Source organism: Variovorax sp. UC74_104 (genome assembly GCF_044055375.1).
In the GTDB taxonomy this organism is placed as follows: Bacteria; Pseudomonadota; Gammaproteobacteria; order Burkholderiales; family Burkholderiaceae_C; genus Variovorax.
Genome location: NZ_CP171978.1, coordinates 1,129,373 through 1,148,211 on the forward strand (window position 1 = coordinate 1,129,373; position 18,839 = coordinate 1,148,211).

Here is an 18,839-nt window from a genome sequence, read left to right on the forward strand (position 1 = left end):
CGCCCGATGTCCTCTCCCCAAGATCCCGTCGAGCGGCCCGCTCCCGTCGGCTTCTGGCAGGCCTTCGCCTACTGGCTCAAGCTGGGCTTCATCAGCTTCGGCGGCCCGGCCGGGCAGATCGCGCTGATGCACCAGGAACTGGTGGAGCGCAGGCGCTGGATCTCGGAGAAGCGCTTTCTCCACGCCCTCAACTACTGCATGCTGCTGCCCGGCCCCGAGGCCCAGCAGCTCGCCACCTACATCGGCTGGCTCATGCACCGCACCTGGGGCGGCATCGCAGCGGGGGTGCTGTTCGTGCTGCCCTCGCTCTTCATCCTGATCGCGCTCTCGTGGATCTACATGGCCTACGGGCAGGTGCCGGCGGTGGCGGGGCTGCTGTACGGCGTGAAGCCGGCGGTCACGGCCATCGTGCTGTTCGCGGCCTGGCGCATCGGCTCGCGGGTGCTGAAGAACCCCTGGCTCTGGGCGATCGCCGGCGCGGCCTTCGTGGCGATCTTCGCGCTGCAGCTGCCATTTCCGCTGATCGTGCTGGCAGCGGCGGCCATCGGCTACGTCGGCAGCCGGGTGGCGCCGCATCGCTTCGCGCCGGGCGGCGGCGGGCATGGCGCGGCGGGGGCGGCGGCCATCGGCCCGGCGCTCATCGATGACGACACGCCGACGCCCGCGCACGCGCGCTTCGGCTGGGGCCGCTTCTGGCGCGTGCTGGGCGTGTTCCTCGTACTGTGGCTGGGCGGCATGGGCGCGCTCATGGCGCTGTACGGCTGGCAGGGCACGCTCACGCAGATGGGCTGGTTCTTCACCAAGGCGGCGCTCATGACCTTCGGCGGCGCCTACGCGGTGCTGCCCTACGTGTTCCAGGGCGCGGTCGACCACTACGGCTGGCTCGGCGCCACGCAGATGATCGACGGCCTCGCGCTGGGCGAAACCACGCCGGGGCCGCTGATCATGGTGGTGTCTTTCGTGGGCTTCGTCGGCGGGTGGAACCAGGCGCTCTTCGGCGCCCACTCGCTCTTCGCGGCGGGTGCGGTGGCGGCGACGGTGGTGAGCTTCTTCACCTTCCTGCCGTCGTTCCTGTTCATCCTGCTGGGCGGACCCTTCATCGAATCGACGCACGGCAACCTGAAGCTCACCGCGCCGCTCACGGCCATCACGGCGGCGGTGGTGGGCGTGATCGTCAACCTCGCGGTGTTCTTCGCCTGGCACGTGCTGTGGCCCAAGGGAGCGGGCGGGGGCTTCGACGCGGCATCGGCGGCGATCGGGCTGATCGCCGCCGTGGCGCTGTTCCGCTTCAAGGCGGGGGTGATCCCGGTGGTGCTCGGGTCGGCCCTGATGGGGCTGGCGTGGCAGCTGTTGCTGCTGCCTTTGTTCGTGAGCTGAAGAGGATCAGTCCTCGACGAAGGCTTCTTCCCGCTTCGCCTTGATCGCCGGCAGCAGCACGATGCCCAGCAGCAACGCAGCCGCGACCAGCAGCCCCGCCGACAGCGGCCGCGTGACGAACACGCTCCACGCCCCGCGCGACAGCAGCAGCGCCCGGCGCAGGTTCTCTTCCATCATCGGCCCCAGGATGAAGCCCAGCAGCAGCGGCGCGGGCTCGGTGCGCAGCTTGATGAAGAGGTAGCCGATGAAACCGAAGGCCGCCACCATCCACACGTCGAAGGTGTTGTTGTTGGTCGAGTACACGCCGATCGCGCAGAACAGAACGATGGCCGGGAACAGGAACTTGTAGGGCACCGTCAGCAGCTTGATCCACATGCCGATCAGTGGCAGGTTCAGGATGATCAGCATCGCGTTGCCGATCCACATCGAGGCGATCAGGCCCCAGAAGAGCTCCGGATTGCTGGTCATCACCTGCGGGCCCGGCTGGATGTTGTGGATGGTCATCGCGCCCACCATCAGCGCCATCACGGCGTTGGGCGGGATGCCCAGCGTCAGCAGCGGGATGAAGGAGGTCTGCGCGCCGGCGTTGTTGGCCGACTCCGGCGACGCCACGCCGCGGATGTTGCCCTTGCCGAAGGGCACTTCGCCGGGGCGCATGCGGATCTTCTTTTCCAGCGCGTAGGAGGCGAAAGAAGCCAGCAGCGCGCCGCCGCCCGGCAGGATGCCCAGCGCCGAGCCCAGCGCCGTGCCGCGAAGCACGGCGGGCAGCATGCGCTTGAAGTCGTCCTTGGTGGGCCACAGGCCCTTGACCTTGTGCGTGAACACCTCGCGCTCGTCGTCGGGCTGCGAGAGATTGCCGATGATCTCGCCGTAGCCGAACACGCCCATGGCGATGACCACGAAGCCGATGCCGTCGGTGAGCTCCGGAATGTCGAAGCTGTAGCGCGCCACGCCGGAGTTGACGTCGGTGCCCACGATGCCCAGCAGCAGGCCCAGCACGATCATCGCCACCGCCTTCAGCAGCGAGCCCGAAGCCAGCACCACGGCGCCGATCAGGCCCAGCACCATCAGCGAGAAGTATTCGGCCGGGCCGAACTTGAAGGCCAGCTCGGTCAGCGGCGGCGCGAAGGCGGCCAGGATCAGCGTGCCCACGCAGCCCGCGAAGAACGAGCCGAGGCCGGCGGCGGCCAGCGCCGGGCCCGCTCGGCCCTGCCTGGCCATCTGGTAGCCGTCGATGCAGGTGACCACCGAGGACGACTCGCCCGGCAGGTTCACCAGAATGGCCGTGGTGGAACCGCCGTACTGGGCGCCGTAATAGATACCGGCCAGCATGATCAGCGCCGATACCGGCGGCAGCGCGTAGGTTGCCGGCAGAAGCATCGCGATGGTCGCAACGGGCCCGATGCCCGGCAGCACGCCGATCAGCGTGCCCAGAATGCAGCCGATCAGGCAGTACAGCAGGTTGGTGAAGGTGAACGCGACGCCGAAGCCGGTCGCGAGGTTGTTGAAGAGTTCCATGGCTGTGTTCTCCTCAACCCGAGATGAAGGTGGGCCAAACCTGGATCTGCAGCTTGAGCGCCCAGATGAACGCCACGTAGCTGCCGGCCGCCAGGATGGTCGCGAGGATCAGCACGTCGCGCAGCTTGAAGTGCTCGCCCGCCATGCTGGAGATGATGGTGAGCGCGTAGATCGCGATGATCATCCCCATGGCCGGCAGCCCGATGCTGGGCAGCCCGCCCAGCAGCACGCCGAAGGCCAGGTTCGCGCCGAGCACGAAGGCCAGCGGCTTCCAGGCCCACTTGCCGATCGGGTCGCCGTCGGTGGTCTCCACCACCATCGCCTGGAACATGATGATCGCGCCCAGCACCGCCAGCAGGATGCCCAGCATGAGCGGGAAGTAGCCCGGCCCCATGCGCGCGCCGTCGCCGATGGTGTAGGTGGTGGCGCCGATGGCGAAGGCGCCGCCCACGGTGGTGAACATGACCCCTGAAAAGAAGTCGGCCTGACTCTTTATGCGCATGTCTCGCTCCTCTTGTTATGGAGGAAGGAGGGTCGATCCGCGGGCCTGACCGTTGGCTGACCAGCGCGGTACGAACAAATGCGTACCGCAGGGCAAGGGTTCTTCCCGGTTCGCGCGTTTTCCCCAATGAAAAAAGCTCCCGAAGGAGCTTTTTTCATTCAAGGGCCCGAAGGCCCTGGAGGCAGGAGGGGAGGGCTCAGTAGCCGCCGCGGCCACCGCCGCCGTAGCCACCACCGCCGCCGCCGTAGCCGCCGCCACCGCTGCGGTCGCCGCCGTAGCCACCGCGGTCGCCGCCGTAACCACCGCCGCCGCTGCGGCCGCCACCACCGTAGCCGCCGCCACCACCGCCGCCGCCGTAGCCGCCGCCACCGCTGCGGGGGGGACGGGCTTCCATCGGACGGGCTTCGTTCACCGTCAGGGCGCGGCCCTGCAGGGGCTGGCCGTTCATGGCTTCGATGGCTGCGAGTGCTTCGGCATCCGTGCCCATTTCGACGAAGCCGAAGCCCTTCGAACGGCCGGTGTCACGTTCCATCATGACCTTTGCGCTGACGATCGAGCCGAATTCGCCGAAGGCTTGCTCCAGATCGTTGTCGCGGATCGAGTAGGCGAGGTTGCCCACATAAAGTTTCTTGCCCATCAAGGGACTCCTATCAAACCAACAAAAAAACAAAAAGCGATGGAGTCCCAGAATCACAACAAACAAGAACTGCGCTGTGGCGCGAAACTGACCGATCACCGAATTACGTGCACGGGAGCCGCGGGGGCCCACTGACACGTAGCAACGATTATCCCGCCCGAATTGCAAAAATTGCGGCGAAATCTTGCGTCATCGGGTAACTCCCGGGTCGGAAGGGCGGTTTCGCAACGGTTTCAGCAGGCCGGAAAGCCCGTTGTGGTCTATTTCATGCATCAGCGCGAGCAATCGGCCAATTTCTCCCGAGGGAAAACCCTCGCGTGCAAACCAGCTCAGGTAATTGCCGGGCAAATCGGCAATCAGCGTGCCCTTGTACTTGCCGAAGGGCATTTCGAGCGTCACCAGCCGCTGCAGGTCTTCGGGGTTCATCGCGTGCTCAGCCTCCCGCGCGCTTGACCGTGTGGCCCAGCTTCGAGAGCGCGGCGATCACCGTCTCGCGGTGATCGCCCTGGATCTCGATGACGCCGTCCTTCACCGTGCCGCCCGTGCCGCAGGCCGTCTTGAGCTGCTTGCCCAGCGCCAGCAGCGCCGCCGCGTCGAGCGCCACGCCCTTGACCACCGTCACGCCCTTGCCTTTTCTGCCCTTGGTCTCGTGCGATACACGCACAATGCCGTCGGTGGCCGGCGCGCGGGCCTGGCTCGCGAGTTCCTTGCAGCGGCATCGGGCCACGGGCTCGCCGCAGCCGGGGCACATGCGTCCGCCGCCGTCGGTGGAATACACCAGGGTGCTGCTGCCGGCCTGGCCGGCGCGCTGCTGTTTCATCGTCGACATCCGATACGCCTCTTCGTACTTTCTTTCGCTGGTTCCTGTTCTTCGCCCGCCGCGCTCATCAAACACATGTCATTCGATTCACTGGGCCTGTCCCCCGCGCTCGTGCAGGCTGCCGCCCGCCGCGGCTATGCCGCGCCGACCGCCATTCAGGCCGCGGCCATCCCCGCGATTCTGCAGGGCCGCGACCTGCGGGGCTCGGCGCAGACCGGTTCCGGAAAGACGGCCGCATTCTCCCTGCCGCTGCTGCAGCGCCTGGTTTCGGAGCGCCCGCAGGGCGCGCGCCGCGTGCGCGCCCTGGTGCTCGTGCCCACGCGCGAGCTCGCGGCCCAGGTCGGTGAGACTCTGCACGACCTGGCCCGGGACCTGCCCGAGCGCCCGAAGATCGTCACCGCCTACGGCGGCGTGTCGATCAACCCGCAGATGATGAGCCTGCGCGGCGGCGCCGACATCGTCGTCGCCACGCCGGGCCGGCTGCTCGACCTGGCGGACCACAACGCGCTGAGGCTCGACGGCGTGGCCATGCTCGTGCTCGACGAGGCCGACCGCCTGTTCGACCTGGGCTTCGCCGACGAACTCGGCCGCATCCTCGAACAGCTGCCGAAGCGGCGCCAGAACCTGCTGTTCTCGGCCACCTTCCCGGGTGCCATCCAGGCGCTGGCCGACGGCATGCTGCACGAGCCGGCCCTCGTCGACGTGCAGGGCGAGCCCGGCACCGCGCCCGACATCGTGCAGCGCGTGATCGAGGTCGACCCCGGCCGCCGCACCCAGCTGCTGCGCCACCTGCTCAAGCAGCACGAGAACGAATGGGGCCGCGTGCTGGTCTTCGTCGCCACGCAGCACGCCGCTCAGACCGTGGCCGAGAAGCTCTACAGGAACGGCATCTACGCCGTGCCCTTCCACGGCGACATTGCGCAGGGCACGCGCGCCGACATCCTCTCGCAGTTCAAACAGAGCCGCTGGGACGTGGTCGTCGCCACCGACCTCGCGGCGCGCGGCATCGACATCGCGCAGCTGCCGGTGGTCATCAACTACGACCTGCCGCGCTCGCCCGCCGACTACATCCACCGCATCGGCCGCACGGGCCGCGCCGGCGAGAGCGGCCTGGCCATCAGCTTCGTGAGCGCGTCGACGCAGGCGCATTTCAGGGTGATCGAGAAACGCCACGGTCTGAAGCTGCCGCGCGAGCGCATCGAAGGCTTCGAGCCGGTGGAGGTGGCGCCGCCGCTGGTCGACGCGTCGGGCACGGGGGGCATCAAGGGCAAGCGGCCGAGCAAGAAGGACAAGCTGCGGGCGGCGGCGAAGGCCGCGCAGCCGCACGACGGCGAGGAATCCTGAAGAAATCCCTCGTCGGGCGTCAGCCGATTTGGAAGGACGCCGGCGGATGCTTTGCCAGTTCCGCGAGGAGCAGCGTCCATGCCCGCGTCCCTTGCCGGATCGACGCCAGCCTGAAGAACTCGTTCGGCGCGTGCACGTCCTCGTCGGGCAGGTTGAAGCCGAACATCAGCGTGTCGATGCCCAGCATCTCCTTGAAGATCGACGTCACCGGCACGCTGGCGCCGAGCCGCACGTGGATGGGGCGACGGCCGCTCTCGCGCTCCAGCACCGCCTCGGCCGCGCGCACCAGCGGATGGTGCGGCGCGAGGGTGGAGGCGGGCGAGCCGTCGTTCATTGCCACCACGTCGAGCGTGCAGCCCGGCGGGCAGTGCCGCTGCAGGTGGCGCAGCACAGCGTGGATCACGGCGCGCGGGTTTTGCCCCGCGACGACGCGCGTCGTGAGCTTGGCCTGCGCCTCGCAGGGCACGATGGTCTTGCCGCCGCCGCCCGTATAGCCGCCCCACAGGCCGTTGACGTCGAGGGCTGGGCGCAGCGTGATGCGTTCGCGCGCCGTGTAGCCGGGTTCTCCATGCGCGCTGCCGCCGACGTCCGAGAAGAACGCGGCCTCGTCGTACGGGAACGCAGCGGTGTCCGCGCGCTGTCTTTCCGTGGGCGGCGCGGCGCCGTCGTGGAAGCCCTCGACCGCCACGCCGCCGTCGGCATGGTGCAGCGACGCGACCAGCCGCGCCATCTCGTGCAGCGCGTTGCGCACGCCGCCGCCGTAGCGGCCCGAATGCAGGTCCTTGTGGGCGGTGCGCAGCCGCACCTCCAGCTGCGCGTTGCCGCGCGCGCCGGTGTTGATCGTCGGCACCTCCGCGCTCGCGCGTCCGCCGTCGGCGGACAGCACCGCGTCGCAGCGCAGCAGCGCACGATGGCGCTCGACGATGGTCCGCAGCGAGGGACTGCCCGTTTCCTCCTCGCCTTCGAGGAACACCTTGATGTTCACCGGGCAGCGGCCCTGCACCGCGAGGAACGAGGCGATCACCTCGAGCGCGATCGCGGTCGAGCCCTTCACGTCGGACGTGCCGCGCCCGTAGAGGCGGCCATCCACCTCCGTCGGCTCGAACGCAGGCGTGCGCCACTGGTCCAGGGGATCGGCCGGCTGCACGTCGTAATGGCCGTACACCATCAGCGTGGGCCGGCCGGGCGCGCCGTTCCATTCGCCGTAGACGGCGGGCTCGCCGCCGCCGTCGAGCAGGCGCACGCCCGACAGGCCGATCCGCTGCAGCCGCTCGACGAGGAAGCGCCGCGCCTCGTGCATGTGCGGCGCGAAGGACGGGTCGGCGCTCACGCTCGGGATGCGCAGGAAGGCCTTGAGCCAGTCCACGATCTCAGGCTGGCGGGCGTCGAGATGGTCGATGACGTGTCGTTCGTTCATGGGCGGGTCGATGCGGTTCGTTCTTCGGTCAGTACAGCGGTGGGAACACGTCGGGCCCCCACAGCGTGTCGCACTTGTGGGTGTGCTCGAACGCGTTGCTCGATGTCCTGACGGCGGGATAGGTGAACTCCATCAGCGCGCGGTCCGAAGGACCCATGGAGCGCGGCCAGCGCGTCGCGACGCTGCGGCCGTCGCCGTTCGGGTCGCCGTTCTTCGCGAAGTTGAGCAGGTACGCGACCATCTGCGCCGACAGCGCCTTGCGCTGCGCCGTGGTGGCCGCGTCGGGCGCGGCACCGCCCGGGTCGAAGTAGGGGTAGGTGGGCAGCGAGTCGACCGTGCCGGTCAGGTAGTAGCTGTCCATGCCGTGCGCCGTGCCGTAGTAGAAGGCCGCGGGATTCGACGGAAACGACAGCTGCGGATCGGTCATTTCCCAGCCGTACACCGGCACCCAAGCCGCGAGCGCGTCGCGCCGCGCGCTGTTGCCGCAGGCGTACATCGCGTCGCCCATGGCTCGCGCGATGCCTTGCGCCGGCACGGCGTAGTTGCCGATCGGATAGGCCGCCTCGATGGCCGTGGTGTCGTAGCCGGCCGGCGCGAGCCCGCGCAGGTACAGAGGGTAGTAGGCCGCGCTCAGCTTCATGTCGACGAACAGCGTGCCCTCGTCGTACACGCCGCCGATCATCACCGGCACCTGGTTGAAGTTGCCGGTCGCGAAGGCGCGCGCGGGCACCTGCGTGATGACCTGCGCGTCCACCGTGGGACGCCACTTGAGCCCGCCCTGCGCGAGCAGCGCGGACACCGGCAGTGCGCGCAGGCAGGCCACCACGTCGGCGGCGCCGCCGCATCCGAGGTTCTGCACGGCAGTGTCTCCCGCCGCCAGCGAGGTGTCCATGCTGGGGTTCGAATACTCGGCCGCGCCGCCGCTTTGCATCACCGCGCGCTGGAACAGCCCCTTGGCCCTGGGCGATTGCAGCAGCGAGAAGCTCTGCGTCGCGCCCGCCGAGGTGCCCCACAGCGTGACGTTGCCCGCGTCGCCGCCGAAGGCCGCGATGTTCCTCTGCACCCAGCCGAGCGCGGCAAGCTGGTCCATCACGGCGAAGTTGCCGAGGCTGCCGTCCTTGTTGGCCGCGCGCAGCGCCTTGTTCGCGAGATAGCCGAGCGCGCCGAGCCGGTAGTTGATGCCGACCACCACCACGCCGCGGCTCGCCAGCGGGCTCGGGCCCATCTCGCCCGAACCCAGCGTGAACGCGCCGCCGTGGATGTAGAAGATCACCGGCAGCCTGTCGCCTGCCTTCGTGCCGGCCGGCTTCCACACGTTCAGATAGAGACAGTCTTCGGCGATCGGCGACGACACCGCTCCCGGTGCCTGTGGGCATGCGTTGCCGAAGGCCTTCGCCTGCAGCGTCGCCGCGCGGGCGGCCGGCGGTTGCGGCGGCGCCCAGCGCAGCGCGCCCACCGGCGGCTGCGCGTACGGAATGCCCAGGAACGACACGAGGCCGTTGCCCGCGTTGCCGGCGACCTTGCCTTCCGTGGTGACCGCGACCGTGGGGTCGTCCTGCGCGGGAGCGGGGGCCGGTGCCGGCGCGGGGCTCGCGGCCGGCGGCAGCCCGATGCCGCCGAAACCCGCACCGCCGCCGCCGCCACCGCCGCATGCGGAAAGCGACAGCGCGATCGCCAATGCCAGTGTGTTGATCTGTCTCGTCTTCATGGATGCACCTCTTCTTCCGAAAGGAAACGGGACTCAGGGCGACTCGTAGCCGATGGTCTTGACAAGGTCGCGATAGCGCGCGATCTCGGCCGCATAGAACTTCTCGCCGGCCTCCAGGCTCATCGGCTCGAAGACGGTCTTGGCCTGCGACTCCAGCTGCGCGCGCGCCTGCGGGTTCTTCAGCGCGGCGGCGATCGCGGCGTTGAGCCGCTCGGCCACGGGCCTCGGCGTGCCCTTGCGCACCATGTAGGAGGTCCAGATGCCGAAGTCGAAGTCCTTCATGTCCTTGCTCTGCGCGCTGGTCTGCAGCGTGTCGAAGGGCGCGGGCAGCCGCCTGCCGGGCGACAGCGAACCGATCACGCGCAGGCGGCCCTGCTTCACGTAGTCGGCGTAGAAGGCCTGGTAGGGCATGAATGCGAAGTCGATCTGCCCGCCGATCAGGTCCTGCAGGATGGGCGCGCCGCCCTTGTAGGGGACGTGCGTGACGGTTGCGCCCGTGCGCCTGGTGAAGAGTTCGCCCAGCAGGTGGTAGAGCGTGCCCGGGCCCGGCGTGCCGTAGCTCAGCGGCGCGTCCCTGCGCGAACGCGCCAGTGCCACGAACTCGTCGAGCGAATGGGCCGGCAGCTGGCTGTTGACCACCAGCACCAGCGGCGAGGTGGCCACCGGCGCGATCCACTGGAAATCCTCGGGCTTGTAGCGCGTGCTCCTGTTGACCAGCCCCGACAGGATCAGCTCGTTGGGCGATCCCTGGAACAGGTAGTGGCCGTCGGCCGGCGCGGCCAGCACCTTGGCCGCGGCAATGGCGCCGCTCGCCCCTCCGATGTTCTCGACGATCACCTGCCCGCCGAGCTCCTTGCCGACCAGGTCGTTCAGCGCCCGCGCAGTGAAGTCGCTGGCTGCGCCCGCCGGGTAGGGAACCATCATCGTGACGACCTTCGAGGGATAGGGCGCCTGTGCCTGTGCCACGGTGCCGCAGCCCAGGAAGACCAGCGTGCAGAGCCATCGATCGAACCGCTTCATGGGGAAATTCCTTGGTCCAAAGTAGTACGCGATGGATGCTAGGAATCGGGGTTCTATCTGTCCAATGCATTGTTTTTGTAATTACCATGAGCATCACTCATGCACATGACGAACACAGCCAGCCATGAACCTCCAGCAACTCGACCACCTGCTCGCGCTCGCGGAAACAGGCTCATTCAGCCGCGCGTCCGAGAAAGTGCACCTGACCCAGCCGGCGCTCAGCCGCAGCATTCAGATGCTCGAGCAGGAACTCGGCATGCAGCTCGTCGACCGCGTCGGCAAGCGAAACGAGCTGACGCCTTTCGGCGCGATGGTGCTGGCGCGCGCCAAGCGCATCTCGATGGAGACGCACGAGCTCAGGCGCGCCGCCGCGCTGCTGGCCGACGGGCAGGCGGGCGTGGTGCGGCTGGGGCTCGGCGCGGCGCCCGGGGCCTTGTTCTCGTCGCCGCTTCTCATCCACATGCTGCGAAACCATCCGCGCGTGGGCCTGCAGCTGCACGGCGGCGGGCCCGAGCTGCAGCTGGCGGCGCTGCGCGCGCGCACGCTCGATGCGCTGGTGCTGACCTACCGGGCGGTGTCGCCACGCGAGGACCTGCACATCGACGTATTGCCGACGCTGCGCTCGGGATTCGTCTGCAGGCGCGGCCATCCGTTGCTGGCGTCGCGGTGCGGCAAGCCGGTTCGCTTCGACGAGCTCGTGCGCTATCCGGTGGTCTCGACGATGGTCAGCGACGACGTGGCGCGCATCCTGGTGGAGCGCTACGGCAGCGATGCGAGTCCGCAGCGCTGGCTGCACGTGTCGTCGGAAGACATCGGCGCGCTGATCGAGGCCGTGCGCAACACCGATGCGGTTTTCCTGGGAGTGCTCGCGGCCACCCGGGCGCTGCAGGACAGCGGCGATCTGGCCGAGCTCGAGGTGGAGCCTGCGGCGGGGCTCAGCGCGCAGTTCGCCTTCGTCACGCTCGAAGGCAGGACCGAGGCGCCAGCGCTGCGGCTGGTGCGCGAGTTCTGCGTCGGGCTCGCGAAAGCCGGGGCCGATCAGTCGGACGCGTAGTCCACCTGATGCCGCGCGATCCGCAGGTCGCCCAGTTCCTCGCGCACGCGCAGGTGCGCGGGATGCTTGGCATAGCCGTCGAGCGAGGCCTGGCTGTCGAATTCGCTGTAGAGCACCACGTCGCAGGCGTAGTCCACGCGGCTCGAATCGACGCCGACTTCGAGGTGCAGCAGGCCGGGGATCTGGCCGCGCAGCGATTCGAAGCTGTGCTTCAGCAACTGCACGGCCTGCGCCTTTTCCTCGGCGGAGTCGCCGCGCAGGTTCCACATCACGATGTGCTTCAGCATCGCGGTCGCACGCCTGCGGCAGGCTCGCCGGAAAGAAGAGGAATGAAGGTCACGCGGGCTCCTGCTGCTTGGTGCGACCGATGGTAAGCACCGTACCGGGCGCGGCGGGCTGCGCCGGTGAAGAACAGTTTTCCGTTTTCCCTTCTTCTTCTTTTTCTCCTCCTCCTCTTCCTCTTTCCTCTACAGCCATCCCATCTGCCTGGCCGCCAGCTCCTTCATGATCTCCTCGGCCCCGCCGCCGATCATCATCACCTTCACCTCGCGGTAGATGCGCTCGCTGGCGGTGCTGCGCATGAAGCCCATGCCGCCGAGGATCTGCACCGCCTGGTCGGCGCAGAACTGCATGGTCTGCGTCGCGTGGTTCTTCAGCATGCAGATCTGCGCTACCCATTCGGGCGCGTTGTGGCGGCCGGCCGCTTCGAGCGCATCGCCTTGCGCCGACACGGCCTCTGTCCACGCTTCGGTGGACGCGATGCGCATCTGCATGTCGACCAGCTTGTGGCGCACCGCCTGGTGCCCGATGAGCGCGGCGCCGAAGGCCTTGCGCTCGCGCGCCCAGGCCAGCGCCTCGTCGAGGCAGGCCTGCGAGAAGCCCAGCGCACCCGCGGCGAGGCCGATGCGCTCGCCGTTGAAGTTGCCCATGATCATGCGGAAGCCTTCGCCTTCGTGCCCCAGCAGGTAGCGCGCGGGCACGCGCACGTTGTCGAAGTGCAGGGTGGCGGTGTCGGAGCACAGCCAGCCCATCTTCGACAGCCGCGTGCGCGTGAGGCCCGGCGCGTCGCCCGGCACCAGCAGCATCGAGATGCCGCCCGCGCCGCGGCCTTCGCCGGTGCGCACGGCCACGGTGATCCAGTCGGCGCGCATGCCCGAGGTGATGAAGGTCTTCTCGCCGTTGACGACGTAGTGGTCGCCGTCGAGCCGTGCCGTCGTGCGAAGGGCAGCCACGTCGGAGCCGCCGCCGGGCTCGGTGATGGCGAGCGCCGCGATCTTCTCGCCGCGCAGCACCGGCGGCACGACCTCGCGGCGCACCGCGTCGCTCGCGTGCAGTACCACGGGTGGCAGGCCGATGTTGTGCGAGAACAGGCTCGCGAGCACGCCGCCGCTCTTGCCGTGGCGCGCGAGCGCGACCCATGCTGGCAGCTTGAGCGCATACGTGGCGGGCGTACCGCCGAGCTCTTCCGGATAGCCCAGGCCCAGCAGGCCGAGCTCGGCGGCGCGCGTGTAGAGCTTGCGCGGAAACTCGCCCGCGTCGTCCCATGCCTGCACGTTCGGCGCGATCTCGGTTTCGGCGAAGCGTCGCACCGTGTCCGCGAGCGCGGCGCGGTCGGCTTGCAGTTCGGCGTCCATGCAGTGTTCAGCCGCGCGGCGGCCGCTTGGCGATGCCCATGGTCTTCGCGAGGATGCCCAGCATCACCTCGTCGGCGCCGCCGCCGATGGAGCCCAGGCGGCCGTCGCGGTACAGCCGCGAGACGCGGTTCTCCAGCGTGAAGCCCATGCCGCCCCAGAACTGCAGGCAGGTGTCGGCCACCTGGCGCGTGAGGCGGCCGGTCTTGAGCTTGGCCATCGAGGCGAGTTCGAGCACGTCCTCGCCCTTCACGTGCAGGTCGCAGGCGCGGTAGGTGAGCGCGCGCAGCGCCTCCACCTCGGTCTTGAGCTCGGCGAGCTTGAACTGAACCCACTGCTGGTCGGCCAGCGTGGAGCCGAACATGCTGCGCTGCTGCGCCCATTCGATGGTCTGCGCGATGCAGTCTTCCATCGGCTCCAGCGAACTTGCGGCGGCCCAGAGCCGTTCTTCCTGGAACTGCTGCATCTGGTAGACGAAGCCCTGGCCCTCCTCGCCGATGCGATAGCGCTGCGGCACGCGCACGTTGTCGAAGTAGATGAGGCCGGTGTCGCTGGAGTGCATGCCGATCTTGCGGATCTTCTTCGCCTTCTCGATGCCGGGGCTGTCCATCGGCACCATCACGAGCGACTTGTTGCGGTGCACGGGGCCGTCGCCGGTGTTGACCAGCATGCACATCCAGTCGGCCTGCAGGCTGTTGGTGATCCACATCTTCTGGCCGCTGAGGAGGTAGTCGCCGCCGTCCTTGCGCGCATGGCTCTTCAGGCCCGCCACGTCGCTGCCCGCGCCGGGCTCGCTCACGCCGATGCAGCCGACCATGTCGCCCGCGATGGCGGGCGCGAGGAACTCGCGGCGCAGCTCGTCGCTGCCGAAGCGTGCGAGCGCGGGCGTGCACATGTCGGTCTGCACGCCGATGGCCATCGGCACGCCGCCGCAGGAGACGTGGCCCAGCGCCTCGGCCATGGCCATGGCGTACGAATAGTCCAGGCCCGCGCCGCCGAAGGCCTCGGGCTTGTTCAGGCCCAGCATGCCGAGGTTGCCGAGCTTCTTGAAGACTTCGTGCGCGGGAAAGATCTCGGCTTCTTCCCACTCGTCCACGTGCGGGTTGATCTCGTCGTCGATGAAGCGGCGCAGGGTCTTCTGGATCTCGAGGTGTTCGTGGCTGTACTGCATGAAATGGTCTCCGATCGTTCGTTCTCTACTTGTCCTGGAACACGCGCGGCGCCTGCGCCAGGTGGAAGCCGTCGAAGGGCTTCACCGCCGCACGCTGCTGCGCCTGCGCATCGGGAATCGCCATCGGCCAGCCCATGCGCACCTGCGGGCGCGCGCCGTCCACGCGCAGCACGCTGCCGCTGATGAAGCTCGCGGCCGGGCCCAGCAGGAAGACGATGGCGGCCGAGGTCTCGGCCTCGTTGCCGAAGCGCCCGGCCGGCACGGTCTTGCGCATGGCGCGCAGCATGTCGCCGGCCTCGGGCGGGTAGTGGTCCATGCCGCTGGATGCGATGTAGCCCGGCGCCACCGCGTTCACGCGCACGCCGCTCGCGGCCCATTCGAGCGCGGCGGTCTCGGTGAAGCTCACCATGCCCGCGCGCGCCGCGCCGCTGTGGCCCATGTTGGGCATGGAGCCCCACATGTCGGCCACGATGTTGACGATGGCGCCGCCATGGGCCTGCATGCTCTGCAGGTAGCACTCGCGCGCGACCAGGAAGCCGCCCGTGAGGTTGGTGTGGATTACCGCCTCCCAGCCCTTGGCCGTGATCGCATGCAGCGGCGTGATGTACTGGCCGCCCGCGTTGTTGACCAGCCCGTCGATGCGGCCGTGCGCGGCAACCACGGCGGCGATGGCCGCGCGCACCGCGTCCTCGCTGCGGATGTCGAAGGCCTGCGTGGAGGCCTTGCCGCCGGCGGCCTCGATTTCGGCGCGTACCGCGTCGAGCTTCTCGGGCTTGCGCCCCACCAGCACCACCTGCGCGCCCAGCGAGGCGAGCTCGTGCGCGGTGCAGCGGCCGATGCCGGAGCCGCCGCCGGTGACGACGACGACCTGCCCGTCGAACAGGCCGGGAGCGAAGACGGAACGGTAGTGGGAAGAGGATGAAGTCATGCGGTTGGCTCTGGTAAGGATGCGGGGCCGGTCCCCGTCATGCATCGGCGACCTGTGCGACGACGTGGCGCGCCGCCACCTGCGTGCCCACCGCGACATGCAGGGCGACGCGTCCGGCACGCGGTGCGCAGTGCACGTGCTCCATCTTCATCGCCTCCAGCGTGACCAGCGGCTGGCCCGCGGCGACGGCCTCGCCCTCGGCCGCCAGCAGCGCGATCACGCGGCCGTTCATGGAGGCGCGCAGCAGGCCGTCGCCTCCGTCAGCATCGGCGCGGGTGGTCGGCAAGTGGGTGAGGTCGTCGAGGCGGTGGGCTTGTCCGTCGTGGTGGAAGAAAACACGGCCGTCGTGCCGCGCGACGAAGGCTTGCGCGGAAAGCCCGTTGCACGAGAAGCGCAGGCTGCCGTCGCCGGGCATGCCGAGCAGCGCGAGCTGCTCCGGCTCCTGGCCGTCCAGCGCGATGTCGAAGCGGCCGGCGCCGCGCGGCGTCACGCGTGCGGCGTGCACCGTGCCGTCGAGCTCGAAGCGCAGGGCATTGGGCAGCGTATGCGCCAGCGGCGAAGGCCAGCCGCGTTCGCCGAGCTGCAGCAGCAGCGCGGCGATCAGCGCGGCCCGGTCGCGGCCTGCTTCGTCGGTGGCGAGCAGCGTGTCGATGTGGTCGGCCACGAAGGCGGTCGTCGCCTCGCCGCTTGCGAACACCGCGTGCGAAAGCGTGCGTTCCAGCAGTCGCTGGTTGGTCGGTATGCCGAGCGCGACGGTGTCCTGCAGGCCGGCCAGGAGCCGCTGCCTCGCGTCCTCGCGCGTGCGGCCGTGGGCGACCAGCTTGGCGATCATCGAGTCGTAGAAAGGCGGCACCTCGGCACCGTCGCGCAGGGCGTGCTCGGTGCGCAGCGCGGCAGAAGGTCGCCAGGCCGCCAGCGTGCCGCCCTGCGGCATGAAGCCCTGCTGAGGATCTTCGGCGCACAGGCGCACTTCGATCGCGTGGCCTGAGAAGCGCACGTCCTGCTGCGCGACCGGCAGCGGCTCGCCGGCCGCGACGCGCAATTGCAGCTCCACCAGGTCGAGGCCCGTCACCGCTTCCGTCACCGGGTGCTCCACCTGCAGGCGCGTGTTCATCTCCATGAACCAGTAGCGGCCCTCGGCATCGAGCAGGAATTCGAGCGTGCCCGCGCCTTCGTAGGCGATGGCCTTCGCCGCGGCGACGGCGGTGGCGCCCATGCGTTCGCGCAGCGCTTGCGAGACGGCGGGCGAGGGCGCTTCCTCCACCACCTTCTGGTGCCTGCGCTGCACCGAGCAGTCGCGCTCGCCGAGGTGGATGGCGTTGCCGTGCCGGTCGGCGAACACCTGCACCTCGACGTGGCGCGGCGCGACGATGGCGCGCTCCAGGATCACGGTGGCATCGCCGAAGGCGTTGAGCGCTTCCGACTGCGCGCTGCGCAACTGCTCGGCGAAGTTCGCGGGCGAGCTGACGAGCCGCATGCCGCGCCCGCCGCCGCCGGCCGTGGCCTTGATCATCACCGGCCAGCCGATGCGCGCGGCTTCGGCGGCGAGCGTCTTCTCGCCCTGGTCCTCGCCCTGGTAGCCCGGAATGCAGGGCACGCCCGCCGCCTGCATCAGCCGCTTGGCGCCGGCCTTGTCGCCCATCGCACGGATGGCCTCGGGCGAAGGGCCGATGAAGACCAGGCCGGCGTCGCGGCAGGCCTGCGCGAAGGCAGCGTTCTCGGCGAGGAAGCCGTAGCCGGGATGCACCGCGTCGGCGCCGCTGGTGCGCGCGGCCTCGACGATCGCGGCGATGTTCAGGTAGCTCTGCGCCGGGAGCGGCTCGCCGATGTGTACCGCCTCGTCGGCGAAGCGCACGTGCTCCGAGGCTGCATCGGCAGTGGAGTAAACGGCCACGGTGCGAAAGCCCATGGCGCGCGCGGTGCGCATCACGCGCACGGCGATCTCGCCGCGGTTGGCGACCAGGATCTTCCGGAACCTGGCGATGGTGGTGGTGTTGCTGCTGCTCATGGACGTGCCACCCCGAACTGCATGGGTTGCGTCGTGCGCGTGTCGGCGTCGCGGCAGATCGAGAGAACCTCGGCCAGCACGGCGCGGGTGTCGCGGGGGTCGATCACGCCGTCGTCCAGCAGCAGGGCGCTGGTAGTGAACACGCTCATCTGCCGGTCGAAGCGCTCGACGACCTGCTGCTGCATCGCGTCGATCTTCGACTGGTCGACCGCGCCCTTTCGTGCCATGCCGGCCTCCATCACGATGGCCATGGTCTTCGCCGCCTGCTCGCCGCCCATCACGGCGGTGCGCGCGTTGGGCCAGCTGAAGCAGAAGCGCGGCGCGAAGCCGCGGCCGCACATGCCGTAGTTGCCCGCGCCGTACGAGGCGCCACACAGCAGCGTGACCTGCGGCACGGTGGCGTTCGACACCGCCTGGATCATCTTCGCGCCGTGCTTGATGATGCCGGCCTCCTCGTGCGCGCGGCCCACCATGTAGCCGGTGATGTTCTGCAGGTAGACGATGGGCGTGCGCGACTGGCAGCAGGCCTGGATGAAGTGCGTGGCCTTGGTGGCGCCGTCGGAGTCGATGGGGCCGTTGTTGGTGATGATGCCCACCGCGTGGCCTTCGAGCCGGATGTGGCCGCAGACGGTGGCGCTGCCGTAGTGCTCGCTGAAGGCCAGGAACTCGGAGCCGTCGGCGATGCGCGCGATGACCTCGCGCATGTCTACCGGCCGCTTGCCGTCGCTGGGCATGATGCCCAGCAGTTCCTCGGCGTCGTGGCGCGGCGGCGCGAAGCTGCGCGGCGCTTCGTCGCGCCCCCAGTCGATGCCGCCGAGGATCGTGCGCGCGATGCGGATGGCGTCGCGGTCGTCCTCCGCGAGGTAGTCGCCCAGGCCCGAGACGTGGGTGTGCATCACCGCGCCGCCCAGTTCTTCTTCCGTGGCGATCTCGCCAGTGGCGGCCTTCAGCAGCGGCGGCCCCGCGAGGAAGGCGCGCGTGCGGTCGCGCACCATCACGATGTAGTCGGAAAGGCCGGTCTGGTAGGCGCCGCCTGCGGTGGAGGAGCCGTGCGTCACCGTCACCACCGGCAGCCCCGCGGCCGACAGCCGCGCGAGATTGCGGAAGATGTTGCCGCCGCGCACGAAGTCCTGCACGCGGTACTGCATGAGGTTGGCGCCCGCGCTTTCCACCAGCTGCACGTAGGGCAGCCTGTTCTCCAGCGCGATCTCCTGCACGCGCAGCTGCTTGTCCAGGCCCATGGGCTGCAGCGCGCCGGCGTCGATGCCCGAGTCGGAGGCGTTGACCATGCAGCGCACGCCCGCGACGTAGCCGATGCCGGAGATCAGGCCGCCGCCGGGCACGCTCCTGGAAAGATCGGGGTTGTCCTGGCCGAGGCCGGCGAGCGAGGCCAGCGGCAGGAAGGGCGCGCCGGTGTCCAGCAGCAGCGCGAGGCGCTCGCGCGGCAGCAGCTGCCCGCGCCTGGCGAAGCGCTCGGCCGAGGCCGCGGAGGCCGCGACGGCGCGGGCCTCGTGCTCGCGCACCTGGCCGAGCAGCGCCAGCATGCTGGCCCGGTTGGCCTGGAAGGTGTCGCTGGCCGCTTGCAGCCGGGATTCGATGACTGGCATGAAAAGAGTCCGTGCAGATCGCTTGTTTCTTCGCCCTGCACGGACTCTAGGTCGCGGGCGCGGCGCCCGCTTGCGCTGACTGGCTGATGCCTGCCGG

The 18,839-nt window shown here is 69.3% G+C and carries 17 protein-coding genes; 3 read left to right on the top strand and 14 right to left on the bottom strand.

Translation table 11 applies throughout. The features are described from left to right. Window positions 1-6 precede the first annotated feature (6 nt). A complete protein-coding gene (gene chrA, locus ACHMXA_RS05455; protein ID WP_395319133.1) occupies window positions 7-1,377 on the top strand; it encodes a chromate efflux transporter in 1,371 nt (456 codons plus the stop codon). Window positions 1,378-1,383: 6 nt separating this feature from the next. Here chrA and ACHMXA_RS05460 read toward each other — a convergent pair whose 3' ends face one another. The 5 genes from ACHMXA_RS05460 to ACHMXA_RS05480 form a co-directional block, all read right to left on the bottom strand. Then, on the bottom strand, window positions 1,384-2,895 hold the full coding sequence (locus ACHMXA_RS05460) for a tripartite tricarboxylate transporter permease (RefSeq protein WP_176665801.1): 1,512 nt from the start codon (window positions 2,893-2,895) through the stop codon (window positions 1,384-1,386). A gap of 13 nt (window positions 2,896-2,908) precedes the next feature. Beyond that, window positions 2,909-3,397, bottom strand: a complete 489-nt coding sequence (locus ACHMXA_RS05465; protein WP_176665802.1) for a tripartite tricarboxylate transporter TctB family protein — start codon at window positions 3,395-3,397, stop codon at window positions 2,909-2,911. 196 nt (window positions 3,398-3,593) lie between these two features. Continuing rightward, a complete protein-coding gene (locus ACHMXA_RS05470) occupies window positions 3,594-4,034 on the bottom strand; it encodes an RNA-binding protein (RefSeq protein ID WP_126022355.1) in 441 nt (146 codons plus the stop codon). Between the two features lie 189 nt (window positions 4,035-4,223). Beyond that, on the bottom strand, window positions 4,224-4,460 hold the full coding sequence (locus tag ACHMXA_RS05475; RefSeq protein ID WP_176665804.1) for a DUF3820 family protein: 237 nt from the start codon (window positions 4,458-4,460) through the stop codon (window positions 4,224-4,226). A 7-nt stretch (window positions 4,461-4,467) separates the two neighbouring features. After that, the gene (locus tag ACHMXA_RS05480) at window positions 4,468-4,863 is read right to left on the bottom strand and encodes a translation initiation factor Sui1 (RefSeq protein WP_176665805.1); all 396 of its coding nucleotides are present in this window, start codon (window positions 4,861-4,863) and stop codon (window positions 4,468-4,470) included. Between the two features lie 66 nt (window positions 4,864-4,929). Here ACHMXA_RS05480 and ACHMXA_RS05485 point away from each other — a divergent pair, with 66 nt between their 5' ends. Then, window positions 4,930-6,198 carry a DEAD/DEAH box helicase gene (locus ACHMXA_RS05485; RefSeq protein ID WP_395319137.1) on the top strand — a complete coding sequence of 423 codons (1,269 nt, stop codon included), beginning with the start codon at window positions 4,930-4,932 and terminating at the stop codon, window positions 6,196-6,198. A 19-nt stretch (window positions 6,199-6,217) separates the two neighbouring features. Here ACHMXA_RS05485 and ACHMXA_RS05490 read toward each other — a convergent pair whose 3' ends face one another. Genes ACHMXA_RS05490 through ACHMXA_RS05500 form a run of 3 tightly spaced genes read right to left on the bottom strand, consistent with a single transcriptional unit; the run spans window position 6,218 to window position 10,343 of the window. Beyond that, the gene (locus ACHMXA_RS05490) at window positions 6,218-7,615 is read right to left on the bottom strand and encodes a dipeptidase (protein WP_395319139.1); all 1,398 of its coding nucleotides are present in this window, start codon (window positions 7,613-7,615) and stop codon (window positions 6,218-6,220) included. Window positions 7,616-7,643: 28 nt separating this feature from the next. After that, window positions 7,644-9,323, bottom strand: coding sequence for a carboxylesterase/lipase family protein (locus ACHMXA_RS05495; RefSeq protein ID WP_395319141.1), 1,680 nt, complete (start codon window positions 9,321-9,323; stop codon window positions 7,644-7,646). Window positions 9,324-9,356: 33 nt separating this feature from the next. Next, complete coding sequence (locus tag ACHMXA_RS05500) at window positions 9,357-10,343, bottom strand: Bug family tripartite tricarboxylate transporter substrate binding protein (RefSeq protein WP_395319143.1); 987 nt, start codon at window positions 10,341-10,343, stop codon at window positions 9,357-9,359. 124 nt (window positions 10,344-10,467) lie between these two features. Between ACHMXA_RS05500 and ACHMXA_RS05505 the strand changes: the two genes are divergently transcribed. Then, window positions 10,468-11,397 (top strand): LysR family transcriptional regulator, encoded by a 930-nt coding sequence (locus ACHMXA_RS05505; protein WP_395319145.1) that lies wholly within the window; start codon window positions 10,468-10,470, stop codon window positions 11,395-11,397. Here the strand turns inward: ACHMXA_RS05505 and ACHMXA_RS05510 are convergent. From ACHMXA_RS05510 to ACHMXA_RS05535, 6 genes are all read right to left on the bottom strand, one after another. Next, complete coding sequence (locus ACHMXA_RS05510) at window positions 11,382-11,684, bottom strand: Dabb family protein (RefSeq protein ID WP_395319147.1); 303 nt, start codon at window positions 11,682-11,684, stop codon at window positions 11,382-11,384. The genes ACHMXA_RS05505 and ACHMXA_RS05510 overlap by 16 nt on opposite strands. A 180-nt stretch (window positions 11,685-11,864) precedes the next feature. Next, window positions 11,865-13,031, bottom strand: coding sequence for an acyl-CoA dehydrogenase family protein (locus ACHMXA_RS05515; RefSeq protein WP_395319149.1), 1,167 nt, complete (start codon window positions 13,029-13,031; stop codon window positions 11,865-11,867). A gap of 7 nt (window positions 13,032-13,038) precedes the next feature. Continuing rightward, entirely contained in the window at window positions 13,039-14,199 is a 1,161-nt protein-coding gene (locus ACHMXA_RS05520; protein WP_395319151.1) for an acyl-CoA dehydrogenase family protein, read from the bottom strand. Window positions 14,200-14,224: 25 nt separating this feature from the next. Beyond that, on the bottom strand, window positions 14,225-15,127 hold the full coding sequence (locus ACHMXA_RS05525) for an SDR family oxidoreductase (RefSeq protein ID WP_395319153.1): 903 nt from the start codon (window positions 15,125-15,127) through the stop codon (window positions 14,225-14,227). A gap of 37 nt (window positions 15,128-15,164) precedes the next feature. Continuing rightward, window positions 15,165-17,135: an acetyl/propionyl/methylcrotonyl-CoA carboxylase subunit alpha gene (locus ACHMXA_RS05530; RefSeq protein WP_395319155.1), complete on the bottom strand. Its 1,971-nt coding sequence runs from the start codon at window positions 17,133-17,135 to the stop codon at window positions 15,165-15,167. Beyond that, complete coding sequence (locus ACHMXA_RS05535) at window positions 17,132-18,742, bottom strand: acyl-CoA carboxylase subunit beta (RefSeq protein WP_395319157.1); 1,611 nt, start codon at window positions 18,740-18,742, stop codon at window positions 17,132-17,134. The genes ACHMXA_RS05530 and ACHMXA_RS05535 overlap by 4 nt, the downstream gene beginning before the upstream one ends. Window positions 18,743-18,839 lie beyond the last annotated feature (97 nt).